The organism is Paenibacillus sp. OSY-SE (assembly GCF_000283315.1).
Classification (GTDB): domain Bacteria; phylum Bacillota; class Bacilli; order Paenibacillales; family Paenibacillaceae; genus Paenibacillus_B; species Paenibacillus_B profundus.
In genome coordinates this window covers 34,658-55,688 of record NZ_ALKF01000194.1, presented here as the reverse complement: position 1 = coordinate 55,688, position 21,031 = coordinate 34,658, and the positions used below count along the sequence as shown (strand labels likewise).

General features: G+C 48.9%; 17 protein-coding genes. 5 read left to right on the top strand and 12 right to left on the bottom strand.

Translation table 11 applies throughout. From position 1 onward, the window contains the following. Positions 1-70: 70 nt before the first annotated feature. Positions 71-1,426, bottom strand: coding sequence for a glucose-6-phosphate isomerase (locus A372_RS0121740; protein ID WP_019423016.1), 1,356 nt, complete (start codon positions 1,424-1,426; stop codon positions 71-73). A 277-nt stretch (positions 1,427-1,703) separates the two neighbouring features. On the opposite strand from A372_RS0121740, the gene A372_RS0121735 reads away from it, so the two are divergent. Then, a complete protein-coding gene (locus tag A372_RS0121735) occupies positions 1,704-2,597 on the top strand; it encodes an NAD(P)-dependent oxidoreductase (RefSeq protein WP_026011211.1) in 894 nt (297 codons plus the stop codon). A gap of 194 nt (positions 2,598-2,791) precedes the next feature. On the opposite strand, the gene rarD is transcribed toward A372_RS0121735, so the two are convergent. Continuing rightward, entirely contained in the window at positions 2,792-3,727 is a 936-nt protein-coding gene (gene rarD, locus A372_RS0121730; protein WP_019423014.1) for an EamA family transporter RarD, read from the bottom strand. A 361-nt stretch (positions 3,728-4,088) separates the two neighbouring features. On the opposite strand from rarD, the gene A372_RS0121725 reads away from it, so the two are divergent. Next, positions 4,089-5,405, top strand: a complete 1,317-nt coding sequence (locus A372_RS0121725) for an esterase/lipase family protein (protein ID WP_019423013.1) — start codon at positions 4,089-4,091, stop codon at positions 5,403-5,405. Between the two features lie 174 nt (positions 5,406-5,579). Here the strand turns inward: A372_RS0121725 and tkt are convergent, their stop codons facing one another. Continuing rightward, entirely contained in the window at positions 5,580-7,598 is a 2,019-nt protein-coding gene (gene tkt, locus A372_RS0121720) for a transketolase (RefSeq protein WP_019423012.1), read from the bottom strand. Between the two features lie 674 nt (positions 7,599-8,272). On the opposite strand from tkt, the gene A372_RS39645 reads away from it, so the two are divergent. Further along, positions 8,273-8,386, top strand: a complete 114-nt coding sequence (locus tag A372_RS39645; protein ID WP_157259650.1) for a putative holin-like toxin — start codon at positions 8,273-8,275, stop codon at positions 8,384-8,386. A 1,398-nt stretch (positions 8,387-9,784) separates the two neighbouring features. Here the strand turns inward: A372_RS39645 and purU are convergent. Together purU and A372_RS0121705 are read right to left on the bottom strand one after the other, a co-directional pair. Further along, complete coding sequence (purU, locus tag A372_RS0121710; RefSeq protein WP_019423010.1) at positions 9,785-10,690, bottom strand: formyltetrahydrofolate deformylase; 906 nt, start codon at positions 10,688-10,690, stop codon at positions 9,785-9,787. Between the two features lie 46 nt (positions 10,691-10,736). Next, positions 10,737-11,858, bottom strand: coding sequence for a deoxyribonuclease IV (locus A372_RS0121705; RefSeq protein ID WP_019423009.1), 1,122 nt, complete (start codon positions 11,856-11,858; stop codon positions 10,737-10,739). A gap of 123 nt (positions 11,859-11,981) precedes the next feature. On the opposite strand from A372_RS0121705, the gene A372_RS0121700 reads away from it, so the two are divergent. Together A372_RS0121700 and A372_RS0121695 are read left to right on the top strand one after the other, a co-directional pair. After that, positions 11,982-12,452, top strand: coding sequence for a DUF2621 domain-containing protein (locus A372_RS0121700; RefSeq protein WP_019423008.1), 471 nt, complete (start codon positions 11,982-11,984; stop codon positions 12,450-12,452). A gap of 146 nt (positions 12,453-12,598) precedes the next feature. Beyond that, on the top strand, positions 12,599-13,519 hold the full coding sequence (locus A372_RS0121695; protein WP_019423007.1) for a TIGR01777 family oxidoreductase: 921 nt from the start codon (positions 12,599-12,601) through the stop codon (positions 13,517-13,519). Positions 13,520-13,623: 104 nt separating this feature from the next. Here A372_RS0121695 and A372_RS0121690 read toward each other — a convergent pair whose 3' ends face one another. The 7 genes from A372_RS0121690 to A372_RS0121660 all read right to left on the bottom strand — a co-directional run bounded on the left by A372_RS0121690 (position 13,624) and on the right by A372_RS0121660 (position 21,011). Then, a complete protein-coding gene (locus tag A372_RS0121690; protein WP_019423006.1) occupies positions 13,624-15,246 on the bottom strand; it encodes a DUF6382 domain-containing protein in 1,623 nt (540 codons plus the stop codon). A 41-nt stretch (positions 15,247-15,287) separates the two neighbouring features. Further along, positions 15,288-15,794, bottom strand: coding sequence for an A24 family peptidase (locus A372_RS0121685; protein WP_026011208.1), 507 nt, complete (start codon positions 15,792-15,794; stop codon positions 15,288-15,290). Positions 15,795-15,893: 99 nt separating this feature from the next. Next, entirely contained in the window at positions 15,894-16,856 is a 963-nt protein-coding gene (locus tag A372_RS0121680; RefSeq protein WP_019423004.1) for a hypothetical protein, read from the bottom strand. Between the two features lie 13 nt (positions 16,857-16,869). Then, positions 16,870-19,134 (bottom strand): hypothetical protein, encoded by a 2,265-nt coding sequence (locus A372_RS0121675; RefSeq protein ID WP_019423003.1) that lies wholly within the window; start codon positions 19,132-19,134, stop codon positions 16,870-16,872. A gap of 36 nt (positions 19,135-19,170) precedes the next feature. Next, positions 19,171-19,848: a hypothetical protein gene (locus A372_RS0121670; RefSeq protein WP_019423002.1), complete on the bottom strand. Its 678-nt coding sequence runs from the start codon at positions 19,846-19,848 to the stop codon at positions 19,171-19,173. Between the two features lie 42 nt (positions 19,849-19,890). Continuing rightward, positions 19,891-20,076, bottom strand: coding sequence for a Flp1 family type IVb pilin (locus A372_RS0121665; RefSeq protein ID WP_019423001.1), 186 nt, complete (start codon positions 20,074-20,076; stop codon positions 19,891-19,893). A 56-nt stretch (positions 20,077-20,132) separates the two neighbouring features. Continuing rightward, the gene (locus A372_RS0121660) at positions 20,133-21,011 is read right to left on the bottom strand and encodes a type II secretion system F family protein (protein WP_019423000.1); all 879 of its coding nucleotides are present in this window, start codon (positions 21,009-21,011) and stop codon (positions 20,133-20,135) included. Between the last annotated feature and the right edge of the window lie 20 nt (positions 21,012-21,031).

The following is a 21,031-nucleotide window of genomic DNA, read 5'->3' as shown; positions in this document are numbered from 1 at the left end:
TCCCCATAACGGTGAACTGCTTTCATCGGCTTGTCGCTTATCTTAGCTGTGTTGACTGGCGCCGACCCGATTAACGGGACAGTCTCGCTTCCAATGCCGCCTTCTCTGCTTCATAGCCTGGTTTGCCAAGCAAGGCGAACATATTTTTCTTGTAAGCTTCAACACCTGGTTGGTCAAATGGATTAACACCGAGCAAATATCCGCTGATTCCGCATGCTTTTTCAAAGAAGTATACCAAATAACCGAACGAATACGGTGTCATATCCGGAATTGTTACAATCAAGTTCGGAACGTTGCCATCTGTATGAGCGAGCATCGTGCCTTCAAATGCCTTCTTGTTGACAAAGTCCATCGTCTTGCCCGCCAAGAAGTTCAGTCCATCCAAGTCGTCCGCATCTTCATTAATCGTCACGTGATGAGCAACCTTATCCACTTGAATGATGGTTTCGAACAAGTTGCGCGTTCCTTCTTGAATGAATTGTCCCATGGAGTGAAGATCCGTCGAGAAATCGACTGCCGCCGGAAAAATTCCTTTGTTGTCTTTCCCTTCGCTCTCACCGTATAGCTGCTTCCACCATTCAGACACATAGTGCAGGGCAGGCTCGTAGTTCACGAGAATTTCCGTAGTCTTGCCCTTGCGGTACAACGCGTTGCGCACAGCCGCATACTGGTAGCTCAAGTTTTCCGACACATCCGGATTGTTAAACTCTACAGCTGCATCCTGCGCGCCTTGCATCATTTCGTCAATGTTAATGCCTGCAGCCGCAATTGGCAATAGGCCTACAGCAGTAAGTACGGAGTACCGTCCGCCAACGTCGTCCGGAATAACGAACGTCTCGTAGCCTTCTTCTGTTGCCAGCTTCTTGAGCGCGCCTTTCTCCCGGTCCGTCGTTGCATAGATGCGGTTCTTCGCTTCTTCTTTGCCGTATTTCTTCTCCAGCAATTCACGGAAGATACGGAATGCAATCGCTGGTTCTGTCGTCGTGCCTGACTTGGAGATGACGTTGACTGAGAAATCTTTGCCATCAATCAGCTCAAGCAGATGCGTAATATAAGTCGAGCTGATGTTGTTGCCAGCGAAATAAATTTCTGGCGTCTTACGCTTGTCCTTCGGCAGCATGTTATAGAAGGAATGTCCAAGCATCTCAATCGCAGCGCGCGCGCCCAAGTATGACCCGCCGATACCGATGACAATCAGCACATCGGAATTGGACTGAATGCGCTCGGAAGCCGCTTTAATGCGTGCGAACTCCTCTTTGTCATACGCGGAAGGCAGATCGATCCAACCTAAGAAGTCGGAACCTGTGCCTGTCTTATTATGTAATTGCTCATGCGCCAAGCGAATGGGCTCTTTAAAATAATCAATTTCATGCTGACTAACGAACGTCAACGCCTTGCTGTAATCAAAGTGCACTTTTTTTGTCATCGTACACCCTCCTCGAGTATTGGTTGACTTTGCCACTTTAACCCACGAAAATCAAGATATAGTCCTAGAATACTGGATTTTGGACGGAAACACAAGGGAACGCATCTTATTGAAAAGGTTTACACGATAAAACATATTTATAGCATTGCACAAAATCAAGTATGAATGCGCTATCAGGCAAAAAAAAATACCGCCGCTTCGATGTGTCCCCGCGCTTCTTCCGAGTATGGTACACTATCATCAGACAATCAGTTTACACTAACGCGAGGTGAACCGTGTGAATAACGTAGCAGTATTGGGATTGGGAACAATGGGAGCGCCGATGGCCGCGAATTTGATTCGAACAGGATTTGCCGTGACGGTGTATAACCGTACGCCAGAGAAGGCTAAGCCGTTGCAAGCTCTAGGCGCTGCGGCGGCCTCCACGCCGCAAGAAGCGGCCGGGCATGCCGATGTCGTCATCACGATGGTAAGCGATGACCGCTCGATAGATGCAATCTATTATGGCACAGATGGCCTGATGACAAACATTCGAGAAGGCCAGATTATTATCGATTGCAGCACGATTTCTCCTGTGCTCGTGAAGCGTTTGGCTGCCGACTGCCAACAGCGCGGCGCGCAGTTCCTCGATGCGCCGGTTACCGGCAGCAAGCCGGCTGCTGTCGACGGCACGCTCGTCTTCATGGTCGGCGGAGACGCGGAAGCGCTTCAAGCCGCCATGCCTGTCTTAGAAGCGATGGGACGCAAAATCGTCCATATGGGGCCTACAGGCAGCGGCTCGATTACGAAGCTCGCCCACAATACGATCGTAGGCATCAACAATGCCGCGCTGGCCGAGGGTTTCTCTATCGTCGCCAAAGCTGGAGTTAACCCGAGCGCCTTCTTGGACGTCGTCAAGAATGGCAGCGCCGGAAGCAAAGCAGCCGAGCTGAAGGGCGAGAAGATCATCGCGGGCGACTTCGACAATCAATTCTCGCTGCAATTGATGCTCAAGGATTTGAAGCTCGCATCCTTTTTGACGGAGGACATGCAGTCCCCTTCTCCGATGCTCGATGCCGCCAAGAATTTGTTCCAAATGGGACAAACCGCTGGCTTCGGCGAGGAAGACCTGTGCTCTGTCGTGAAAATGTACGAGCAATGGATTGGACATGCCATCGGGCAAAACAAGTAAGCTGCTTATCGGCAGTAGGTCCATGATGAAAGGGAGTGAGCGGGGGAAATCCGCCACTCCCTTGTTTTATGTCACAGAAAGCTGCAACATTCATCTCTTCCACAGCATGCCTCTCTTTAATCAGTCCTTATGCCCACTCTCCCATTCCTTCAGAAGAAGCCGTCACGCGCTCATTCCTGTGGTATGGTTTCCTTTTACATCTTCTGGATATCAAGCTTGCTTTTCAATCTTCTTCTTAGCAAGATTTCCCTTGAACGGGAAAATGAAAAAATAAGAAGAGCGAGCCAAATCAGCATAAACGCCAGCAATTGCGGTGTGCTAAAGGGCTCATGAAACAAAAACAACCCCAAAAGCAGCATGATCGTCGGCGCGATATATTGAAGAAAGCCTAGCAGCGTGAAGGAAATTCGTTTGGCCCCAGCGGCAAATAACAGCAAAGGGATGGCTGTCACAACGCCTGCCCCCATCAGCAGCAAGATAATCGATACATCCCTTTCCCATAACGAGACGGAGCTGTGGTCGAAAAAGAACAGAAAAATAAGGGCAAATGGCGTCATGATGAGTGTTTCAATCGTCAGTCCCGTCCACGCTCCAATGGAGACCTTCTTTTTAATCAAGCCATAAAATCCGAAGGTGGAAGCCAAGGTTAACGCGGCCCAAGGGAAGGTTCCGTAATACAAGGTCAAACACAACACACCGCCTGCCGCAATAGCAACGGATACCCACTCAGCCTTGTTTAAGCGTTCCTTCAAGAAGAATGTGGCAAGGAAGACATTTAGCAGAGGATTAATATAATACCCAAGGCTCGCTTCAACCACTTGATTACTCTCTACTGCAAAAATAAAAACCAGCCAATTGATGCTGATCAAAACCGAGGCCAAAATCATGCTCATGGCCTGTTTTTTATGGGTAAACACGTATTTCATTTCTGTGGCTACCATCTTCAGTTTTCCTAGAAGCAAAAGAATAAGGAGCATAAACACCAATGACCAAATGATTCGGTGAGCCAACACCTCTCCGGCAGGCACGGATCCAACCGATTTCCAATAAATGGGCAGAATACCCCATAAAAGATAGGACAATCCCGTTGCCAGCACCCCCATGGAATTCTGGCTTTGCTTTATTTTCATTACTATCCCTCGCTCTACCCTAGATGTTCATCTAAAAAATCTCCTTCTACTATATCAAAATTTAGATATAACTGGGGAGTATTTTGTAAGCCTATCATTTTTATTTGGTATTTCCCATATCATTTTGCTCAAATATGGTTGTAAACACAAAACTAAAATAGTAATATTTTCCTATAAAGAGAATTAGGAGGTGTTATTAGGAAATAAAGTTACGAATGAAGATACTCCTCGAAATATCGCCTGTCTTGCCGCATCATCGAGACGTACGTTCCTCTGGTGTCCTGTATGAATGACTCTAGCAGCATAATCACAGAAAAGAATAGCAGAATTTTTGAAATTCTGACAAGGAGGGGGCCTGTTTATGAACCGCAGACTGTCGCTTTGTGTTATATTCTTTATTCTTTTTTACTCCCTATCAAATGCGAACTTATTAAATGCCCACGTGCAAACCAGTGAATTCAAAAATGAATTTACAGACATGAGCCTGCTGCAGGATACGATTCACGGGAGCAGTCAAAATGATTATCCGATCGTGCTTGTACACGGGTTTGGGGGATGGGGAAGGGAGGAGATGCTTGGTTTTAAGTACTGGGGCGGATTCAGCGATATCCAAGAAGATTTGCGCCATTACGGCTATTCCGTCTTCACTGCCGCGGTAGGGCCTGTTTCGAGCAACTGGGATCGGGCCTGCGAGCTGTATGCGCAGATTAAAGGAGGGACCGTGGATTATGGAGAGGCCCACTCGAGCTTGTACAATCATGCGCGATATGGAAGAACGTATGAGGGGTTGTACCCTGAGTGGGGAGATATCGAGCCGGACACCGGAATACCAAAGCGGATACATTTGATCGCCCATAGCCAAGGGGGACAAACCGCACGTTTGTTAATACAATTGCTTCAGGACGGAGACGCTTCGGAACGTGATGTTACCCCTGAATCCGGTTTATCGTCACTATTCAGTAACACACAGGAATCGCTCGTGAGCAGCCTTGTTGCCATCGCCTCTCCGCATGACGGTACCAGTTTAACGCATTTTATTGATGGAATCGCTCCCTATGCACAACAAATCATAGGATTGGCCGCCGCAGTAGCCGGTAATTTGGAGCATCCCGTTTATGATTTTAAATTAGATCAATGGGGTCTGAAAAGATTACCTGAGGAGTCGTTTCTCAGTTATTCCTCACGCATCTACAACAGCGGCATTTGGAGAACCTCTAAGGATATTTCCCAATGGGATCTAAGTCCAGATGGCGCAAAAGAATTCAACGAACGGGCAAGGGCGCAGCCACGCGTCTACTATTTCTCGGCGGCGGCGGAGAAATCATTCGAAGTGCCGTTCTGGGGGCGGCATGTGCCGAAATTGTTCATGAATCCTTTTTTACACCCATCCAGCTTTTTTATGGGCTCTTATACCTCTGATATCCCTGGGCGCGTAACAATCGATCATGAATGGTGGCAAAATGATGGTTTGGTCAATACGATTTCAATGAGCGGACCGAGAAATGGATCAAACGATCAAATCGTTGCTTACAGCGGGAAGCCGCAAATCGGGAAATGGAATTATCTCGGATTAATGGAATCTTGGGATCATGCGGATACTGTTGGGCTTGGGACAAAAGATACACGTGGATGGTACCGCGATATAGCTGATATGCTCGGATCTTTGCCGGCTGATTAACACGAACGGCCAAGCCAAAAAAAGACCGCTGCAACGGGCATCAGACATCAGTCTGTTTACCACCCGTTGTGGCGGTCTTACACATATCACATTATGCTGTGCTGATTATACATCTCTGCAAGCATTACAGTTACAGCATGCGTGGAGAAGTATTGCAATTGCAAGCGTTGAGCGTTACAGCAAAGCTTTCACGCGGCTGACAACATTCTCCACTGTAAAGCCATACTCGCTCATGACGCGGTCTCCAGGTGCGGATGCGCCGAACGTCGAGATGCCAAGTATGTCGCCTTGGTCGCCAACATAACGTTCCCAACCGAATGGAGAAGCCATTTCTACAGCGAGACGGGCTTTCACCCCTGGAAGCAATACGGAATCTTTGTATTCCTTCGATTGCTTTTCGAACAGATCCCAGCTTGGCATGCTGATGACACGAACTTGAATGCCTTCTTCAGCCAATGCTTGCTGCGCGCGCACTGCCAATTGAACCTCGGAGCCTGTTGCGATGATTTGCGCTTGCGGCTTACCGTCCGCAGCGTCAGCCACGACATACGCACCGCGAGCGATGCCTTCGCGGGCACCCTCTGCAGTAGCCTCCAAAATTGGCAGGTTCTGACGAGTCAGCACAAGCACTACCGGATTGCTTGTGTTCTGCAGCGAGTACGCCCATGCGGCAGATGTCTCGTTGCCATCGGCAGGACGGATAACCGTCACGCCCGGAATGATACGAACGGATGCAAGTTGCTCAATCGGCTCATGAGTAGGACCGTCTTCGCCGACAGCGATACTGTCATGCGTCAATACATAAGTTACAGGCAAGCCCATAATGGAGGACAAGCGCACAGCTGGACGCAGATAGTCTGTGAATACAAAGAACGTGCCGCCGAACACTTTAACGCCGCCGTGCAGCGCCATACCGTTCATCGCAGCAGCCATCGCGAATTCGCGCACACCGAAGTACAGGTTGCGGCCTTCGTATTGGCCAGGGCGGAACGTAGGCAGGTCGTTCAGATGGGTCATCGTCGAGCTTTCCAAGTCAGCAGATCCGCCCGTCAAGAATGGAATGTTTTTCGCCAGACCGTTTAACGCGTTACCGGAAGCGACGCGAGTTGAAACCGCTTTGTCGCTGGATGTGTACGTTGGCAAGTCAGCATCCCAATTGTCAGGCAGTTGGCCGCTAATCGCTGTGTTGAACTGCGCAGCCAAGTCCGGATACGCTTGCGCGTATTGCTCGAACTGCTTATTCCAAGCCTCATTGGCTTGTACACCTTTATTTTTCACATTCTGTTCGAAGTGAGCGTACACTTCCTCCGGCACGAAGAAGTCTTCGTGTTCCCAATTGTAGAATGCTTTGGTCAGCTTCGTTTCATCTGCACCAAGCGGCGAGCCGTGCGTTCCACCGTGACCGCCCTTGCCCTGCTTGTTCGGGCTGCCAAAACCGATAACCGTCTTCACCTCGATTAGGGTCGGCTTGTTGTGTTCTGTCTTCGCCAGTTCCACTGCTTGAGCGATAGCAGCCAAGTCGTTGCCATCTTCCACAAGCAGCGTGTGCCAGCCATACGCTTCATAACGCTGGCGTACGTTTTCGCTGAAGGAGAGATTGGCTTCTCCGTCAAGCGTAATATCATTCGAATCGTAAAGCACGATTAATTTGCCTAACTTCAAATGGCCTGCGAGCGATGCCGCTTCGCTTGCCACACCTTCCATCATGTCACCGTCGCCACAAATGGCAAACGTATGATGGTCGATTACATTATATTCGTCACGGTTATATGTGGCGCCCAATTGCGCTTCAGCCATGGCCATACCGACGGCCATCGCAATCCCTTGTCCCAGTGGACCAGTCGTTGCGTCAACTCCGGCCGTATGTCCGAACTCGGGGTGCCCTGGAGTCTTGCTGCCCCATTGGCGGAAATTTTTAATCTCTTCCATCGGAAGACCATAGCCGCTAAGGTGCAGTAAGCTATACAATAACATGGACCCGTGACCTGCTGACAACACAAAGCGGTCGCGGTTGATCCATGTCGGATTGGAAGGATTGTGCGTCATCGCTTTCGCGAACAAGTGATACCCCATCGGTGCGGCGCCCATTGGCATACCAGGATGTCCCGATTTCGCTTTCTCAATTGCATCGATAGCCAACGTACGGATAGCCGATACCGAAAGCTGATCAATGTTAGTTTGATTTACAGTCATTGCTGATTTCCTCCTTAGACTCCTACTCTTCACAAGTTGATATTTAGGATGGATTGAGAATGCGTAATGCTCAACTTGTACTCTGCCCCATTTTGCATTATTGTACCATTACTCACCTTTCGATGCCACTTTAACGTAGTAAAAAATACGTGCAGCATCGCTCCTCAGCTGGAAGCAGCAGCATTCTACTGTCATGATAATCCACCCTATCCGAATTGAACCTGTTATCCCATCAAATGCCGCTGCATGAATATCCCAAATCTTTACCTAGGTAAAGATAATTGGTTATTCGAAAAATTTTTCTCCTGCTAAAGTTTTGTTGCGGCAACAGATGATCTCGTTGTCCGTATGAATTTAAGAGTTGGAGAGGGAGGTCGCTATCTGGGTCTAATTTCTGGATAGGTGCCGGCCCTATTGATATTGTTCATTTAGATAAGTATGGTAATCTGACTGCACTTAAACCAGGACAACTTACTGTGGTTGCTATTTTATCTCCTGATACAAGAATTCTCTACTATAAAGTAGTGCAAAAAGAGCCGTGGGATTTATCCTACGGCTTTACTCATTTTTTCGCTCAAAGAGATATTAATCACTCGTTCAAGAAAAATATGGTATGATAAATAGGCAATAGAATGGCTTTATGGGCGGTCGGCTAATCTCCCGGAAGGGAGGTGATGCTAGTGAGCGTATACGAAGCACTATCCGTTATGTTCCAATTTGGACTTTGGATATTCGCGTTACTGACGTTGATCATAACGCTGCTTATATACCTGCACAAAAAGAAATAGACCGCCCTCGCGAAAGGTACGCGGTCTATTTCGTGTTACTTCCGTAGCCTGCCGCCCTTAAAAGCGGCTATTGCACTGGAGTCGTGTTACCGCACGGCTCCTTTTATAATTATATGATAGCATTTTGCTTTCCAAACGTAAACTTGAAAAACATTATGTTTTTCAAGTCCCGTGCTCATCTAAGAGCTAGTACCATCGAAATGCTCACACCAGCGCCCTCTTCGTAATTGCCACTTCGGGCTTACAATGGGGATTTATAAAAGAACCGCGGGATACTTTCCTCAACGGCTCTTAGAGGGTTCCAGAATCTACTTCAGCGTCAGATTCATTTTTCAGCATACACCATGTCCTATTTTTTATGAACGGATACCTTTTTTTTATTCCCGTTCCATTTCGCCCAGTGCTCGAACCGGAGTGTATGCACTTCCATTTATTTGGTACTTTACAAACCGACTCCAATTGTAGATGTCTTATGATATGAAACGTGTTTCAATTCTTCATAAATTCCCTTCTACCCCCTACATTCTCAAAACCCTTAACAAGGAATTGCTTTATGGATTCGGGGATTGTTCAAGAAGTATACGACTCTTTGCGTGAAGATACCTCCGAGAAGCCAACTACTATTTCCGTGACCTAACATGTTTCGAATGAAAAAAGAGTCCACCGACGTGGATAACGTTAGTGAGTGTTTGTTATTGTATATAATGCGTGGATTTATATTATTTCATGTCCTCAATATTCCAGATGGTGAATATCTCTGACTATAATAACTCAAAATATTGTGCACTCCATGATATCCTCGATTGACTACCTTCAGAGTCTGACCAACATGTCCATTAAAAGCTATGTGGCTAACTGGATCGCCAGTTGTTACAAAGTTAATAGTTTTTTTGTAATCTATCACTTTTGCCCAATCTTTTTTTGCTATTAAAGCATCGTAATCATCCTGACCTTTAAGGTTCGGGTTCCAAAATCCAGCCGCGTTAATGTCTCAGCATTTCTTAATCTCGATTGAGGAATTAAATTTTTTTCCTTGATACGATATGCCATGTTTTGAGCTAGCCAACCGCCATTTTGTATTGTAATCCGCAGTTCACCTTGTGTTTTTGGTTTCAGTGAATTGCTATAACCAAGCATACAAGGATTGTCTTCAGCATAGTACTTAGACAATGATGACAATATTCGATTTTAATATGACATTGTATCTCACACTGTAGAACTGGAGTAATGCTTGTGTGTAAGCTGGAACGTGTACTCATAGAAGGAGCTTGGTTATCCTTACTATTTATCGTTACCTTATCTTTAAAACACATCGTCATTGCGCTTCGTTGCAGCACAAAAAAGGGCCATACCCTCGAGCAGAAAGATACGCTCTTACGGTACAGCCCCTGCTATTTATTAATTGAATACAACAGTCTTATTCTGATATACGAGAATCCGGTCTTCAGTATGCCAGTGCACGGCACGAGCAAGAACGACACGTTCAATCGTGCGGCCGATTCGCTTTAAGTCATTCACGTCAGCACGATGTGTCACGCGCTCGACATCCTGTTCGATAATTGGACCACCATCCAGCTCTTCCGTCACATAGTGGGCGGTTGCGCCGATCAGCTTCACACCTCGCTTGAAGGCTTGTTGATAAGGCTTGCCTCCGACAAAGGCTGGCAAGAACGAGTGGTGAATGTTAATAATCCGGTTCGGATAACGCTCGATAAACTTCGGTGAAATGATCTGCATGTAACGGGCCAAAATGATGACATCCGCTTTCCCTTCCACCGCTTCAAGCTGCAAACGCTCTGCTTCCGGCTTGTTGTCCGGATTCACCGGAATATGAACATACGGAATACCAAATGATTCCACATAGTCCTTCATATCCGGGTGGTTGCTTACGACCATCGCAATGTCCGCATCCAAATCACCTGCTTGCCATTGCCACAACAGCTCGACTAAGCAATGATCTTCTTTTGACACAAAGATCGCGAGGCGCTGCTTCTGACTGACTCGTGAAATACGCCACTGCATATTAAAATCTTCAGCAATCGCTTGGAAATCCGACTCCAACAGAGTCATGCGCTCCTCTAGCTGCTCCATGTCGAACTCAATGCGCATGAAGAACATGCCGCCCTCTGGATCCATCGTATACTGATCGGATTGAACGATATTAGCTCCGTGCTCATAGAGAAAACGAGACACCGTCGCTACAATCCCCGCACGATCCGGGCATGAAATGAGCATACGCGCGCGGTTATGTGAATGTTCTCCGGCCTGCTGCCGGGCATGTACCATTGTATGTTGATGCGTCATGAATGTGACTCCTCCAGTAAAATGCCTTAGTAGCTGCGCTCGGCTGCTATTCTTTCACTGCTTGTCCAGCAAACCACGCGGTAAATCGGTGGTTGATCTCTTCTTCCGCCAGGTTGGGGAACAGATCAGACTCGACCACCATATCATAAAGGCGTTCCATCGGTTCGCGCGGATCCGCTTTCTTTGCCTTGGCGTCATTTTTCAGCAGACTCCATGTGTCCAAAACGAATGCACGGTGTTCGATATCCTGCTCTTTGAAGAAATGACCCAAACGCTCCACGTCTTCAAAAAATTCTCCGCCGAACCGTTCTGCCGCATCTCCGCGCAAGAGGGCGATTTCCGCCTCATACATCGGACGCTGCTTCTTCGCATCTTTCCCAATCCATGGCGTTTCGAGAATAAACGGACGCCCCTTGAGTCCCTCATGATGAACGACTCGCTTGATGCCGTCAAATCCAATCCAGCCTGCCCCAATTGGAGCGTGACGGTCTTTGCCTGCGCCTGTAGGGTTCTTGCTATCGTTGATATGAACGATAGCAATGCGATCCAATCCGACCAACCGATCGAATTGTTCCAGCACGCCGTCCAAATCATTGACGATATCGTAACCTGCATCGTGAATATGGCATGTATCCATACAAACAGTTAAGCGCTGATTGTCTTCCACCTTATCAATAATCGCCGCCAATTCCTCGAAGCTGCGGCCGATTTCCGTGCCTTTGCCAGCCATCGTTTCCAAGGCGATATTCACATTCGTTTCCTTCGTATTGCGCAGTACCTCATTTAAGCCTTCCGCAATCCGGTTCACGCCATACTCAGCATCCTTGTCTGTATAGGCGCCAGGATGAAGCACAATATTCTGTACGCCGATGCAGTCTGTTCGGCGAATTTCTTCCTGAAGAAAATTAACAGCCAATTCAAAGGTATCTGGTTTGTAGGAGCCAAGGTTAACAATATACGGGGCATGCACGACAATTTCCTCAATACCGTGCTGTGCCATTAATTCTTTACCCTCTTCAATATAGAGCGTCTCAATCGGCTTGCGTCGAGTGTTCTGCGGCGCGCCGGTATATATCATGAACGAGCTGGACCCATAAGATACGGCTTCCTTCGTCGCAGTCAACAGCCCTTTATCGGAAAAAGAAACATGTGAACCTATTTTTAGCATAAGGCAACTCCTCTCAGATCATTACCCCTTATTTTACAAGGTATATCGAAATAAATCTAGGAATGCGGTATAATTCCTAATAGACTACTTGTAAAATGTACCACATGCTTGTGAGGTGAGCCTATGCTTAACACATTCGCTTTTTTTCCGCTGACAACCGACGTGCCGAATAAATGGTTCATGAACTCGATAGCTTTCTGGACCTTTGTGCTGCTTGGGCTTATGGCTATCGGAGGCTTCTTCATGTTCCGCAAGTTCATGAAGGTACTGCCAATGAATGACGGCAAATCGAAGCTGGACTGGCAAAATTACTGGGTGGAACGAAGCCGGGAGCTATGGACCGACGATGCCAAAGCTTTCTTGGAGCAGCTGGTCGAGCCTGTTCCCAAAGCTTTCCGAGATATCGCACGCCATTCGATTGCAGCCAAGATCGGACAGGTCGCCGTGGAGAGCGGCGCTTCGGAGGTAACGCGTGATCATTGCATTCAAGGCTACATCATTGCGACACCGAAGCGTGACTACCGCAGCTTGGTCCGATTTTTGGATAAAAATGAAATCGATTACGCGCCATTCAAGCACCTGCTCAACAAATAGTTTTCATCACGCCAGTCAATCGCTGTAGAACACATCCGAGGTTGAAATGACCATTCCCCACATTTGAGGATGTCGACTTTCAATCACTTTAAGAGGTTGTTCAAAAAGCCCCTTTTTGAACACGCATTTTTAAGGAGGGATAACGATTGAAAATGATGATATGCGGCGGTTCCGGCCTCGTCGGTAAAACGCTGTATAAGGCTTGGCTGCAGCAAGGGCATGAAGTCATCATTGTATCCCGCTCCCGTACCAAGCTAGTTATAGAAGACCAGCACCCTCAAGTATCCATAATGAGCTGGTCTGAATTGGCCTATGCTCCGGAACACTGCCACGACGTCGATGTCGTCGTCAATCTGGCCGGTGAAACGATCAATCAGCGCTGGACCGATATGGCGAAGAACCGTATTGTTGCCTCACGCGTCGTCCCAGCCCGCCGGATAGCGGAATGGGCCCGCAAACTGCCGCAAAAGCTGCCTCTCTTGGTAAGCGCATCCGGCATTTCGGTATACGGCCCTTCGGAGACGGGAACCTTCGACGAAATGAGTCCTGCTGCCGGGGATGATTTTTTGACCGACGTCGTCTATCAATGGGAGGCATCCGCCGATTCCATCCCTGCCGCACGCTGCGTCAAGCTGCGCATCGCCCCGATTCTTGCCAACGATGGCGGCGCCTTCCCGTTAATGAAGCTTCCTTACCAATTTGGAGTCGGCGGACGGATTGGGAGCGGCAAGCAGCCGTTCTCCTGGATACATATTGAAGATATGGTGCGATTGATAGACTTTGTCGTTCATGACACCAGTATGGAAGGCGTTGTTAATGCCTCTGCGCCAGGATCGGTTACGAACGACGACTTCGGCCGTACACTTGGCAAAGTGTATCATCGGCCCCATTGGTTCCCGGTTCCTTCCTTCGCGCTCAAGCTCTTATTCGGTGAAATGTCCATGCTCTTGCTGGAAGGCCAACGCGTCTATCCTGCCAAAGCGTTGGAACACGGCTTCACCTTCCAACACGGAACGCTTGAGAAAGCGTTGAGCGCACTTCGCGATGCAGGACACACTGCAACGTAGACCACTTTCCCAAATAAGCGATCACTACTAGTCATATGAACATGCTGGTCCGCATTCCGGGGTCAGCTCTTTTTTTACTGCATGTCACTCCTCATGCCCAAGCCCTATCCTGCCCGGTATATGTACACGGAACGGGCGATTGCCACAGTGTCCCCATCCTTAAGCGGATACAGCTTGTAAGGTATGAGCAGTTCTCCCTGAAGCTCTGTGCCGTTCTTCGATCCGAGATCGCGAATCGCACAGCCTCCTTCTTCTGTGTGCACGACTTCGCAATGATGCTTCGATACACCTATGCCTTCATCACGAAGATGCACGCCTTGTTCCGCGCGGCCGATCGTATAGGGGAACAACGCCAGCATAATTCGATCCGGCAGTACGCTGCCCGCTTCATTCATTTTCTGCAAATGAGGACCCTGAATGCCTGCTGTCGTCTGATCCGGTTCAGCATCCTGTCCCAACATGACGGTAGCATCTCCTTGGGATTCACTTAACATCGACGTATACTGCGATAAACTGTCGTAATAAGCAGCTCCGCTATGCGTTGCTTGTGCATGATACTCACTTGGATGAACCGATTCAGGCTGTAATGTATCTCCTTGCCTCGTTGCTTCCGCTGAATAAGCGCTCCCCCGCAGCTCCATGGACAAAAAGTCAGGCAGCACCATATCCTTATTGGAGATAACGTCAAAGGTGGAAGCAGGTGCTTGTTCCTCAGCCGGAGCAGCGGCTCCTCTGCGCTTCGACCAACGGTTGCTCCACTTCGCAATCCAGCCGGACAACCATGCGCCGCCGATTCCAACCACAACAACGCTCCATATGAGGGATACAGCCAAAGAGGCAGCCGACGGCGAAGACATATAACTATACCTCCACCCCAATGCGGCTGCGACGATAACCGCCCCCGTGACGATGATAGTGTGCTTTTTGACGGAAGAAGCGGTATATTCTTGCACGGCCTCATCTGTTGAGCCCTTTCTAATCCGTTCTGCCGTGGCAGGCCATGCCAGCTCTACCGGACTTTCCTTTCGTGCATCATCGGCAACGGAATTCGAAGCTTTATCAGGCAAGTAAAACGGAGAAGAGACCTGCTGCACATCATTAGTTGTATTGGCATTATCCTTCCATATAGACGGATTATCCTTCTCCTCAGGAGAACCTATGATAAGAGACTGCAGCAAGCGGCGCACATCTACTAATGACTTGTCCTCCAGGGACAAAATCTGAATAAGACGCTGAAATCCGTCCCCGTTCCAATTGCTAACATGTGATGACAACAATATGCCCAAGCGGCGTAATCCATCCATTCCAGCCTGCGGATGCAACGGCTCGAGCGTAGGAATATAAGGTACATACAAACTGCCGTTCCACGCATGACTGTCCACATAAATAAACTGCTCATGAAGCAATATGTGATTGGGATACAGCAAGTATGTCCGACACTCTTCCAACACCCGCACCAGCTGCAGCATCCATTCAAAATATTGGATGGATGTCATATTAGCCGTGCGCAGCACTTGGTGAAGCATCTTTTTACCGCTAATGTCGTATAAAAAGGTTACCTCAAAATCAATTTCTTGAATTTCAAGCGGCAAAAAATGAGGCACGACGTTATGACGCAGCATATTGAACTGATGAGGATCCAGCTCATCAGAATGAACGGGATGTTCACGGCTCAGCAGCATCCCCATCTTGCCTTCATGAACGAAATCCGCTTGATATCCATACAATGTGTTCCCCACTCCTTTCGTGTCCGCCGGATCATAGCAATTTATAGCAGCCGGCTGTAATATACCGTAATCGCGGCAGGCAATACAGCCCACATGAACGGAAATGTCGCTTGGCGGGCGGCCTGAAGCTTCAAGGGCATCCACGTCCGAAGCCATATCACTTGCATGAATGCAATGCAGAGCCGCTTCATTCTGCCGTTTCGACCTGCCAGAAGAATGAGCGCGGCAATGACCCCTCCATACAATATCGAATAGATAATCGTTTCCCAAGTAAAGTACATCCCCATGAATGAGCCTATCGCGGCAAATAGCTTGACGTCCCCAGCACCAACAGCCCGCACCAAGAACAGCAGCAGCATAAGTCCGAACCCGCCCGCCGCTCCTGCCACACTATAGGCGATCCCGCTCCATCCATTCATGATGCCATGTCCGATAACTGCCGCAGCACAGGCTGTCATGGTCAATTTGTTAGGAATTTTGCGCGTGAAAATATCGGTGATAAAAGCGGCCAGCAGCATCACGCTGCAGAACCATACCGTCCACATCATGCGGTTCCACCTTTCTTTATTGTATCGTGATCAAAAGGGGGCTTTTTGCACAACCTCTTATTGTAGAATGCCGCTCTCGTTAGCAAAGGCGCATTATCGTTACTTCACAGTAAACATCCGCTCTGCACTGCGGCCATCTTCCGTCTTCACGACAAGACGCCATGCTCCAGATGTCGTATTGCCCGAGACGTGCCATTCCCAAAATATATTTCCATCCATATCGGCAACGGCCCATCCAACATGCTTCGCTTGGCTTTGCCCGCTTTTGTAGAATACGATCAGCTCAACACGTTCATTAGGCTCTACTCTAGCGGTCAGCTTCGCTTTCCTGCCCGGGAGCAACGGTTCCGGCGTTAAACTGACCAATACGGGAACAGACTTGTCCTTTCCTTCCTCTCCCGTCCCATCCGCCCCCGGTGGCGGACCATCGCCAACCCATACGCGCTCGGACGCTCTAGAAACGATGGTAACTCTCTTCATCAGAAACGGGACTCGCATCGGCAGATCATATGCGACTTCTATCGCGACATACGGTTCCTCTTTTTTAATGATGTCTGGCAGCTTAAGATGCGTAATGCGAATGCGCTCCTCTTGAAGCACTCCTTGAATGCCGTATCGGGTCATTAAAGGTTTAAATACCGCTTCGCCAATGCGTCCCTGCCCCCGTTCCCCAGCAGCCTCTGCTTGGCGCTCTGCCCATTCCGTTCCATCCTGCACCCAGTCCTTAATCGGCTCAGGCATTGCATCACCAAATCGTGAGCCGAATTCGCGCACCGCCATTTTCATAGTCATCGCCGGAGGCTTGGACAACCATTTCCCCGCAGTTCCGTGCTCGGTCGAGTCGGGCAGTTGATTCGCCGCTAGACTGATCGGATACATATGAGCGGCCACCTGCTTGACTGCATTGATGGCAGCCGATTCGAGAGATGTCGAGATTACGGCGGCTTGAATCATAAAGATGAAGAATAAAAATAGCAGAAGCACCATAGGCAGCAATAATGCCGCCTCTAACGTAATGCTGGCACGTCTATCTCGAATGATTTTAAAGAAATATCGCAGCATCGCTCCCCCCTCATTAGTAAGAGAAGACGGAGGTTTTTTTCGAATACAAGCGCCCATCCGCTATGTCTCCGTCCCATATGCCGGTATGTCCCAGCCACCTCATGAGGCCCGGCAGGAACCACATCGGCATGTTTAATGTCAGCTCCACCTGCCCGTAAGTACCGCGAGTGGACGGATCTACGCCGGTATTTTGATGAATAAGGGCAAGCATGCGCATGAGCATCCCTTCGCGGCTTCCGTGAGCCAGCATGAACAATCGCAGATGATCACTATAGGTCAGCGTCACGGACGGAATGAAGCGTGATATCGGAATTTCATTGCGGGTAATGAGCAGAAGCATGTCCTGGAACGCCTGCTCTATGCCATATACTACTGCTGCCGCTAGAATGAGCAGAGGATTGCCTAGTTTACTGAATTCAACAAAGCCTTCCATCGTCCGTATAGCGAGCCGCATGGTGAAGATTTCACCATAAGCCGCCGCGATATTACCGATCGGGCTGTTAAATCCGTACAAAATATACTCCACCTCTTGATTGTCAATGCTTAACGAATTCAGCAACTCTTCCCCGGGCTGGCCGGAATTCATCAATGACTGCAGCTTAGTCGGATCGTAGGAAGTAAAATATAAAAAGGCATACTCGTTGCGATACAGCCGCTCCCGCACCATCTCCAGTTCCTCGGCTAGTTGGTCATACAGGGATGTTACCGAATTCATCGACTGCTTGCTCTTATCAATCGCGTCGTCCCCGCTCACATTCCCCATTCTTTCTTCAGAAGCAGGTGTCTCATTGAACTGCGCCACTGCTTCCGCCTTGCTTCTCACCTCTTGAAATGTCTGTTGATGGGCCTGCAGGCGACTGTCCAGATTGGCAAGCATGAACAGCAAATCATTCGCTTTGCTTAACTTTTGATCTGCTTCTTTTTCCTTTTGCTTGCGCTCGTTTTCAGCCGCTCTATGCCGATTCAATTCCTGCTCACGCATATCGATGCGATTGTTGGAGGGATGGATATAGTCCTGTTCATACTCTTTCCACAGTTGCCACAGACGGAACACGGAAAGTTTCAACGCGTGTGAGGAAACGGACTGATTATTAATCTGACTGGCCATGGATTGAAACGAATCCGCAGCGCCATTTAATTGGGCCATCTTCATCTGCTGCTGCTGAACCTCCTCATTCCATTCCTGCACGAACGAGTCGGGCAGCACCAACTGATCGGCAGCTTCATTAATTTGTTGTATCGCTGCGACAATCTGCGCATCATCCGGCATACTGCCCGTATCTGAATCTGTTGCTGGGCTTACACGGTCATATCCGTCGTATGCGCGACTGGAACGAACCTCCTCAATAACCTTCTTCATATCTTCGTTATATGTACTTGCTTTATTTAAATGAGTGACTGCCTGTTGGAGCATATTCGTATGACCGGAGTCCTGCCGGGATACGATTCGTCGCAATATATAGGCGATATTACGGGAATCGTCCTCGTAATCTTCCGTCTCTCGCTCGTATTGCTTCTCTTCCCTCTCCTCCAGAGAGGCGTCCGAGCGCACTTTCGTTGCGTAATCGTCGTATTGAGCACCAATGTCGGCAGCGGAACGGGTGGACCCTAATGGATTATCCCGCATGATGGATGCCTCATCGGAGGCAATCGTGCGCTCTATAGCGGAAGAAGCTGCATGATTCCGCGTTTTCTTCTGCAAGCGAACGACCTTATCCAGCTCCTTGTTCCGGCGGTCTTCCAGCTTCTGCAGCTTGGCGAGCAGATCCGTCGTCTGAGCCGCTTTTTTCAGTGCGCCTGACATCGGCTTCAACTTACCGGAAAGCTCAAAGGCAAATTGAACAGGAGCTTTGTATTTCATATCATCCAGAATTTGCCGCTCAAATTCATCGTAGCGGCCGAGCGGCCGGGTAATTGTCGTCGTATGGCTGTCCAGCTGTAAAGACACCCAGGGAAACACACCCGTTGATTTGAGCTCATTCTGATCCTGCATCACATACTCCATAATGAGTGCAGGATCGGATTGTCCGTATGCAAACAGCTGATACCGTTCTTGCAGTACTGGCTCGTAGGCTGACATAACCGAACGGATGCCCGACTGCGCTAACACTTCGGTTCTCCATTCGGCTGCGGCGATGCGGGCGTAATCAATGAGCACGGACGTAAACAAAAATATTGCAGCCACAATGAAGATAAGAAGCACGGATACGGACCCCTGAGCATCTGCCCATCCTAAATACCGCTTCAAATTGCCTCCGCATTTACCGCCCCGCTTCATAGCTCTCCTCCTCTTGTCATTATTTCAAGCACCGTCTTACTGAACTGCTGCTTGCTTAACGACTTCAGCGGCTTGTCCTGCTGAAATCCCTTGTTTATTCCATATTTGCAACTTGGTATACATATAGCGGGACAATTCGACGGAACGAATGAATTCGACTGGCTCAACCACAGCAGCGACGGCCTGTCCTTCGGGAGATACGCGGCTGCCTGTCAAACGTTGAAAGGCTGCTTGATACAGGGGTCTGGTTAACGTCGTCGTCACGGTACGCTCTATCATCGAATTATCGTATTTCATTTCGCCTTGAAAAATGTTCGGCAGAAGCATGGCCGCGCGCTCCAATTTACGTTCGGGCAACCGTTCGGAATTATGCTGTGAAGGTAATGTCACTGCATACAATGTCGCGTCAGAGAAGCCTGCGAATAGCCGGTCTATCAGCTTGTCATCGAATAGACGCCAGTAAAGCCCGTCATGCTGACCAGCTTGAAAGGAGCCGTCCTTGCCATCTTTATAACTGTTATCCCAGAAAGCGGCTCCTCGTTCCGAGGCCAGCATTGCCGCATGAGAAGTGAGCACACTCTGAAAGATCAATACAGCAAAAAATAGCATCGCAAGCGTACAGTAAAATACAACCGGAAAGATGATGGACGCTTCCAAAGTCATCGTTCCATTATCCGCCGACATCTTCTTTATCCATTGCCGCAGCTTCTTCACAGTGCTCCCCTCCTTTATTGACATTACTCCGCTTGCTCATCGTTATGGCTTAAAAATTTTGTCCGTCTCCTTCTCCGCCTTGCCGATGAGCTTTTCCAAAAATGCAGTAATATTTTTACGGAATACGAGCGCCAATACGACGATAACCGCAATAATAACGACGATTTCCACCATTCCAAGTCCATCCTCTTCCTGCCACAACCGCTTCCCTATGAATTGCCGTTGCATCGCAATAACCTCTTTTCTCTTCAGTTTGTTTGCCTTCTTGCAATGGATTGAATCTGTTATTTCATCATTAATAAAGCAGGCGCCCCAACTACGGCCAATACAACGAGGAACATAAGCATCATCGGAAATACAAGCTTCGTTGAAGCTTCCTCGCCCCGTTTGCGGGCAACCGACTTGCGCTTCTCCCATAGCTGTCTTCCCAAATCCTCCATCGCAAGAACGAATGTCATGCCGCCACGGCGCTGATTAATAAGAAGCGTGGTGACGAACATCGACACCTCCTGTATCGCGCAGCGCTTAGCGAACTGCTCCATTGCTTGAGGGAAAGAATAGCCGTTCTGCATATCCTTCATCATGCGGTTCAGTTCAGCATACAAGGGATGTTCGGATTGGTCCCGTTTGCGTTCAATGCAGAGAGCCATTGCCTTCTGAGCCGTCTCTCCGGCCTGTACCAGCAGTGTTAACTTGCTTAGCAGCTCAGGCAGCTCCAATTGCAGTTCTTGCCGTTTGCTCTCCGCTTTGTTGATGACGTCCCGTGCACGAGCTAACGGTAAGATGATGCCGAACAACAACCCTCCCATCATGTTCGCGAAGCTTCCATCGGTAACAGCAGGCATCAGCAGGGCGGCAAGCAGGGCCGCATAAACATATAGCGCCATTTCCGCCATCACAGCCCGATACATCGTATGTGAATGGGCGGGCCCATAGATTTGCATCACGGCTTGACGCAGAGAAGCCAATGCAGGGTGCGTGTCCAAGGCAGGCTGCGCCTTCTCCAGCCACAGGAACGGCGCTGACAGCCAACGGGCCGTCTTCGATTCGATTCCCATGCTTGCGATCAGCTTGTCGTAACGGACTCTGCTTATCTGGTTCATCAGCAAGTAAAGAATCACTCCCCCTATACAAGCAAGCCCCCATATCCATCGCGGCAGCATGCTTTATTTCACCTCGCTTT

Coding starts and splice junctions, on each gene's coding strand:
- A372_RS0121740 (WP_019423016.1), bottom strand. CDS start 1,426: ATGACAAAAAAAGTGCACTTTGATTACAGCAAGGCGTTGACGTTCGTT.
- rarD (WP_019423014.1), bottom strand. CDS start 3,727: ATGAAAATAAAGCAAAGCCAGAATTCCATGGGGGTGCTGGCAACGGGA.
- A372_RS0121725 (WP_019423013.1), top strand. CDS start 4,089: ATGAACCGCAGACTGTCGCTTTGTGTTATATTCTTTATTCTTTTTTAC.
- tkt (WP_019423012.1), bottom strand. CDS start 7,598: ATGACTGTAAATCAAACTAACATTGATCAGCTTTCGGTATCGGCTATC.
- A372_RS39645 (WP_157259650.1), top strand. CDS start 8,273: ATGCTAGTGAGCGTATACGAAGCACTATCCGTTATGTTCCAATTTGGA.
- purU (WP_019423010.1), bottom strand. CDS start 10,690: ATGACGCATCAACATACAATGGTACATGCCCGGCAGCAGGCCGGAGAA.
- A372_RS0121705 (WP_019423009.1), bottom strand. CDS start 11,858: ATGCTAAAAATAGGTTCACATGTTTCTTTTTCCGATAAAGGGCTGTTG.
- A372_RS0121700 (WP_019423008.1), top strand. CDS start 11,982: ATGCTTAACACATTCGCTTTTTTTCCGCTGACAACCGACGTGCCGAAT.
- A372_RS0121685 (WP_026011208.1), bottom strand. CDS start 15,794: ATGATGTGGACGGTATGGTTCTGCAGCGTGATGCTGCTGGCCGCTTTT.
- A372_RS0121680 (WP_019423004.1), bottom strand. CDS start 16,856: ATGCTGCGATATTTCTTTAAAATCATTCGAGATAGACGTGCCAGCATT.
- A372_RS0121675 (WP_019423003.1), bottom strand. CDS start 19,134: ATGAAGCGGGGCGGTAAATGCGGAGGCAATTTGAAGCGGTATTTAGGA.
- A372_RS0121665 (WP_019423001.1), bottom strand. CDS start 20,076: ATGCAACGGCAATTCATAGGGAAGCGGTTGTGGCAGGAAGAGGATGGA.
- A372_RS0121660 (WP_019423000.1), bottom strand. CDS start 21,011: ATGCTGCCGCGATGGATATGGGGGCTTGCTTGTATAGGGGGAGTGATT.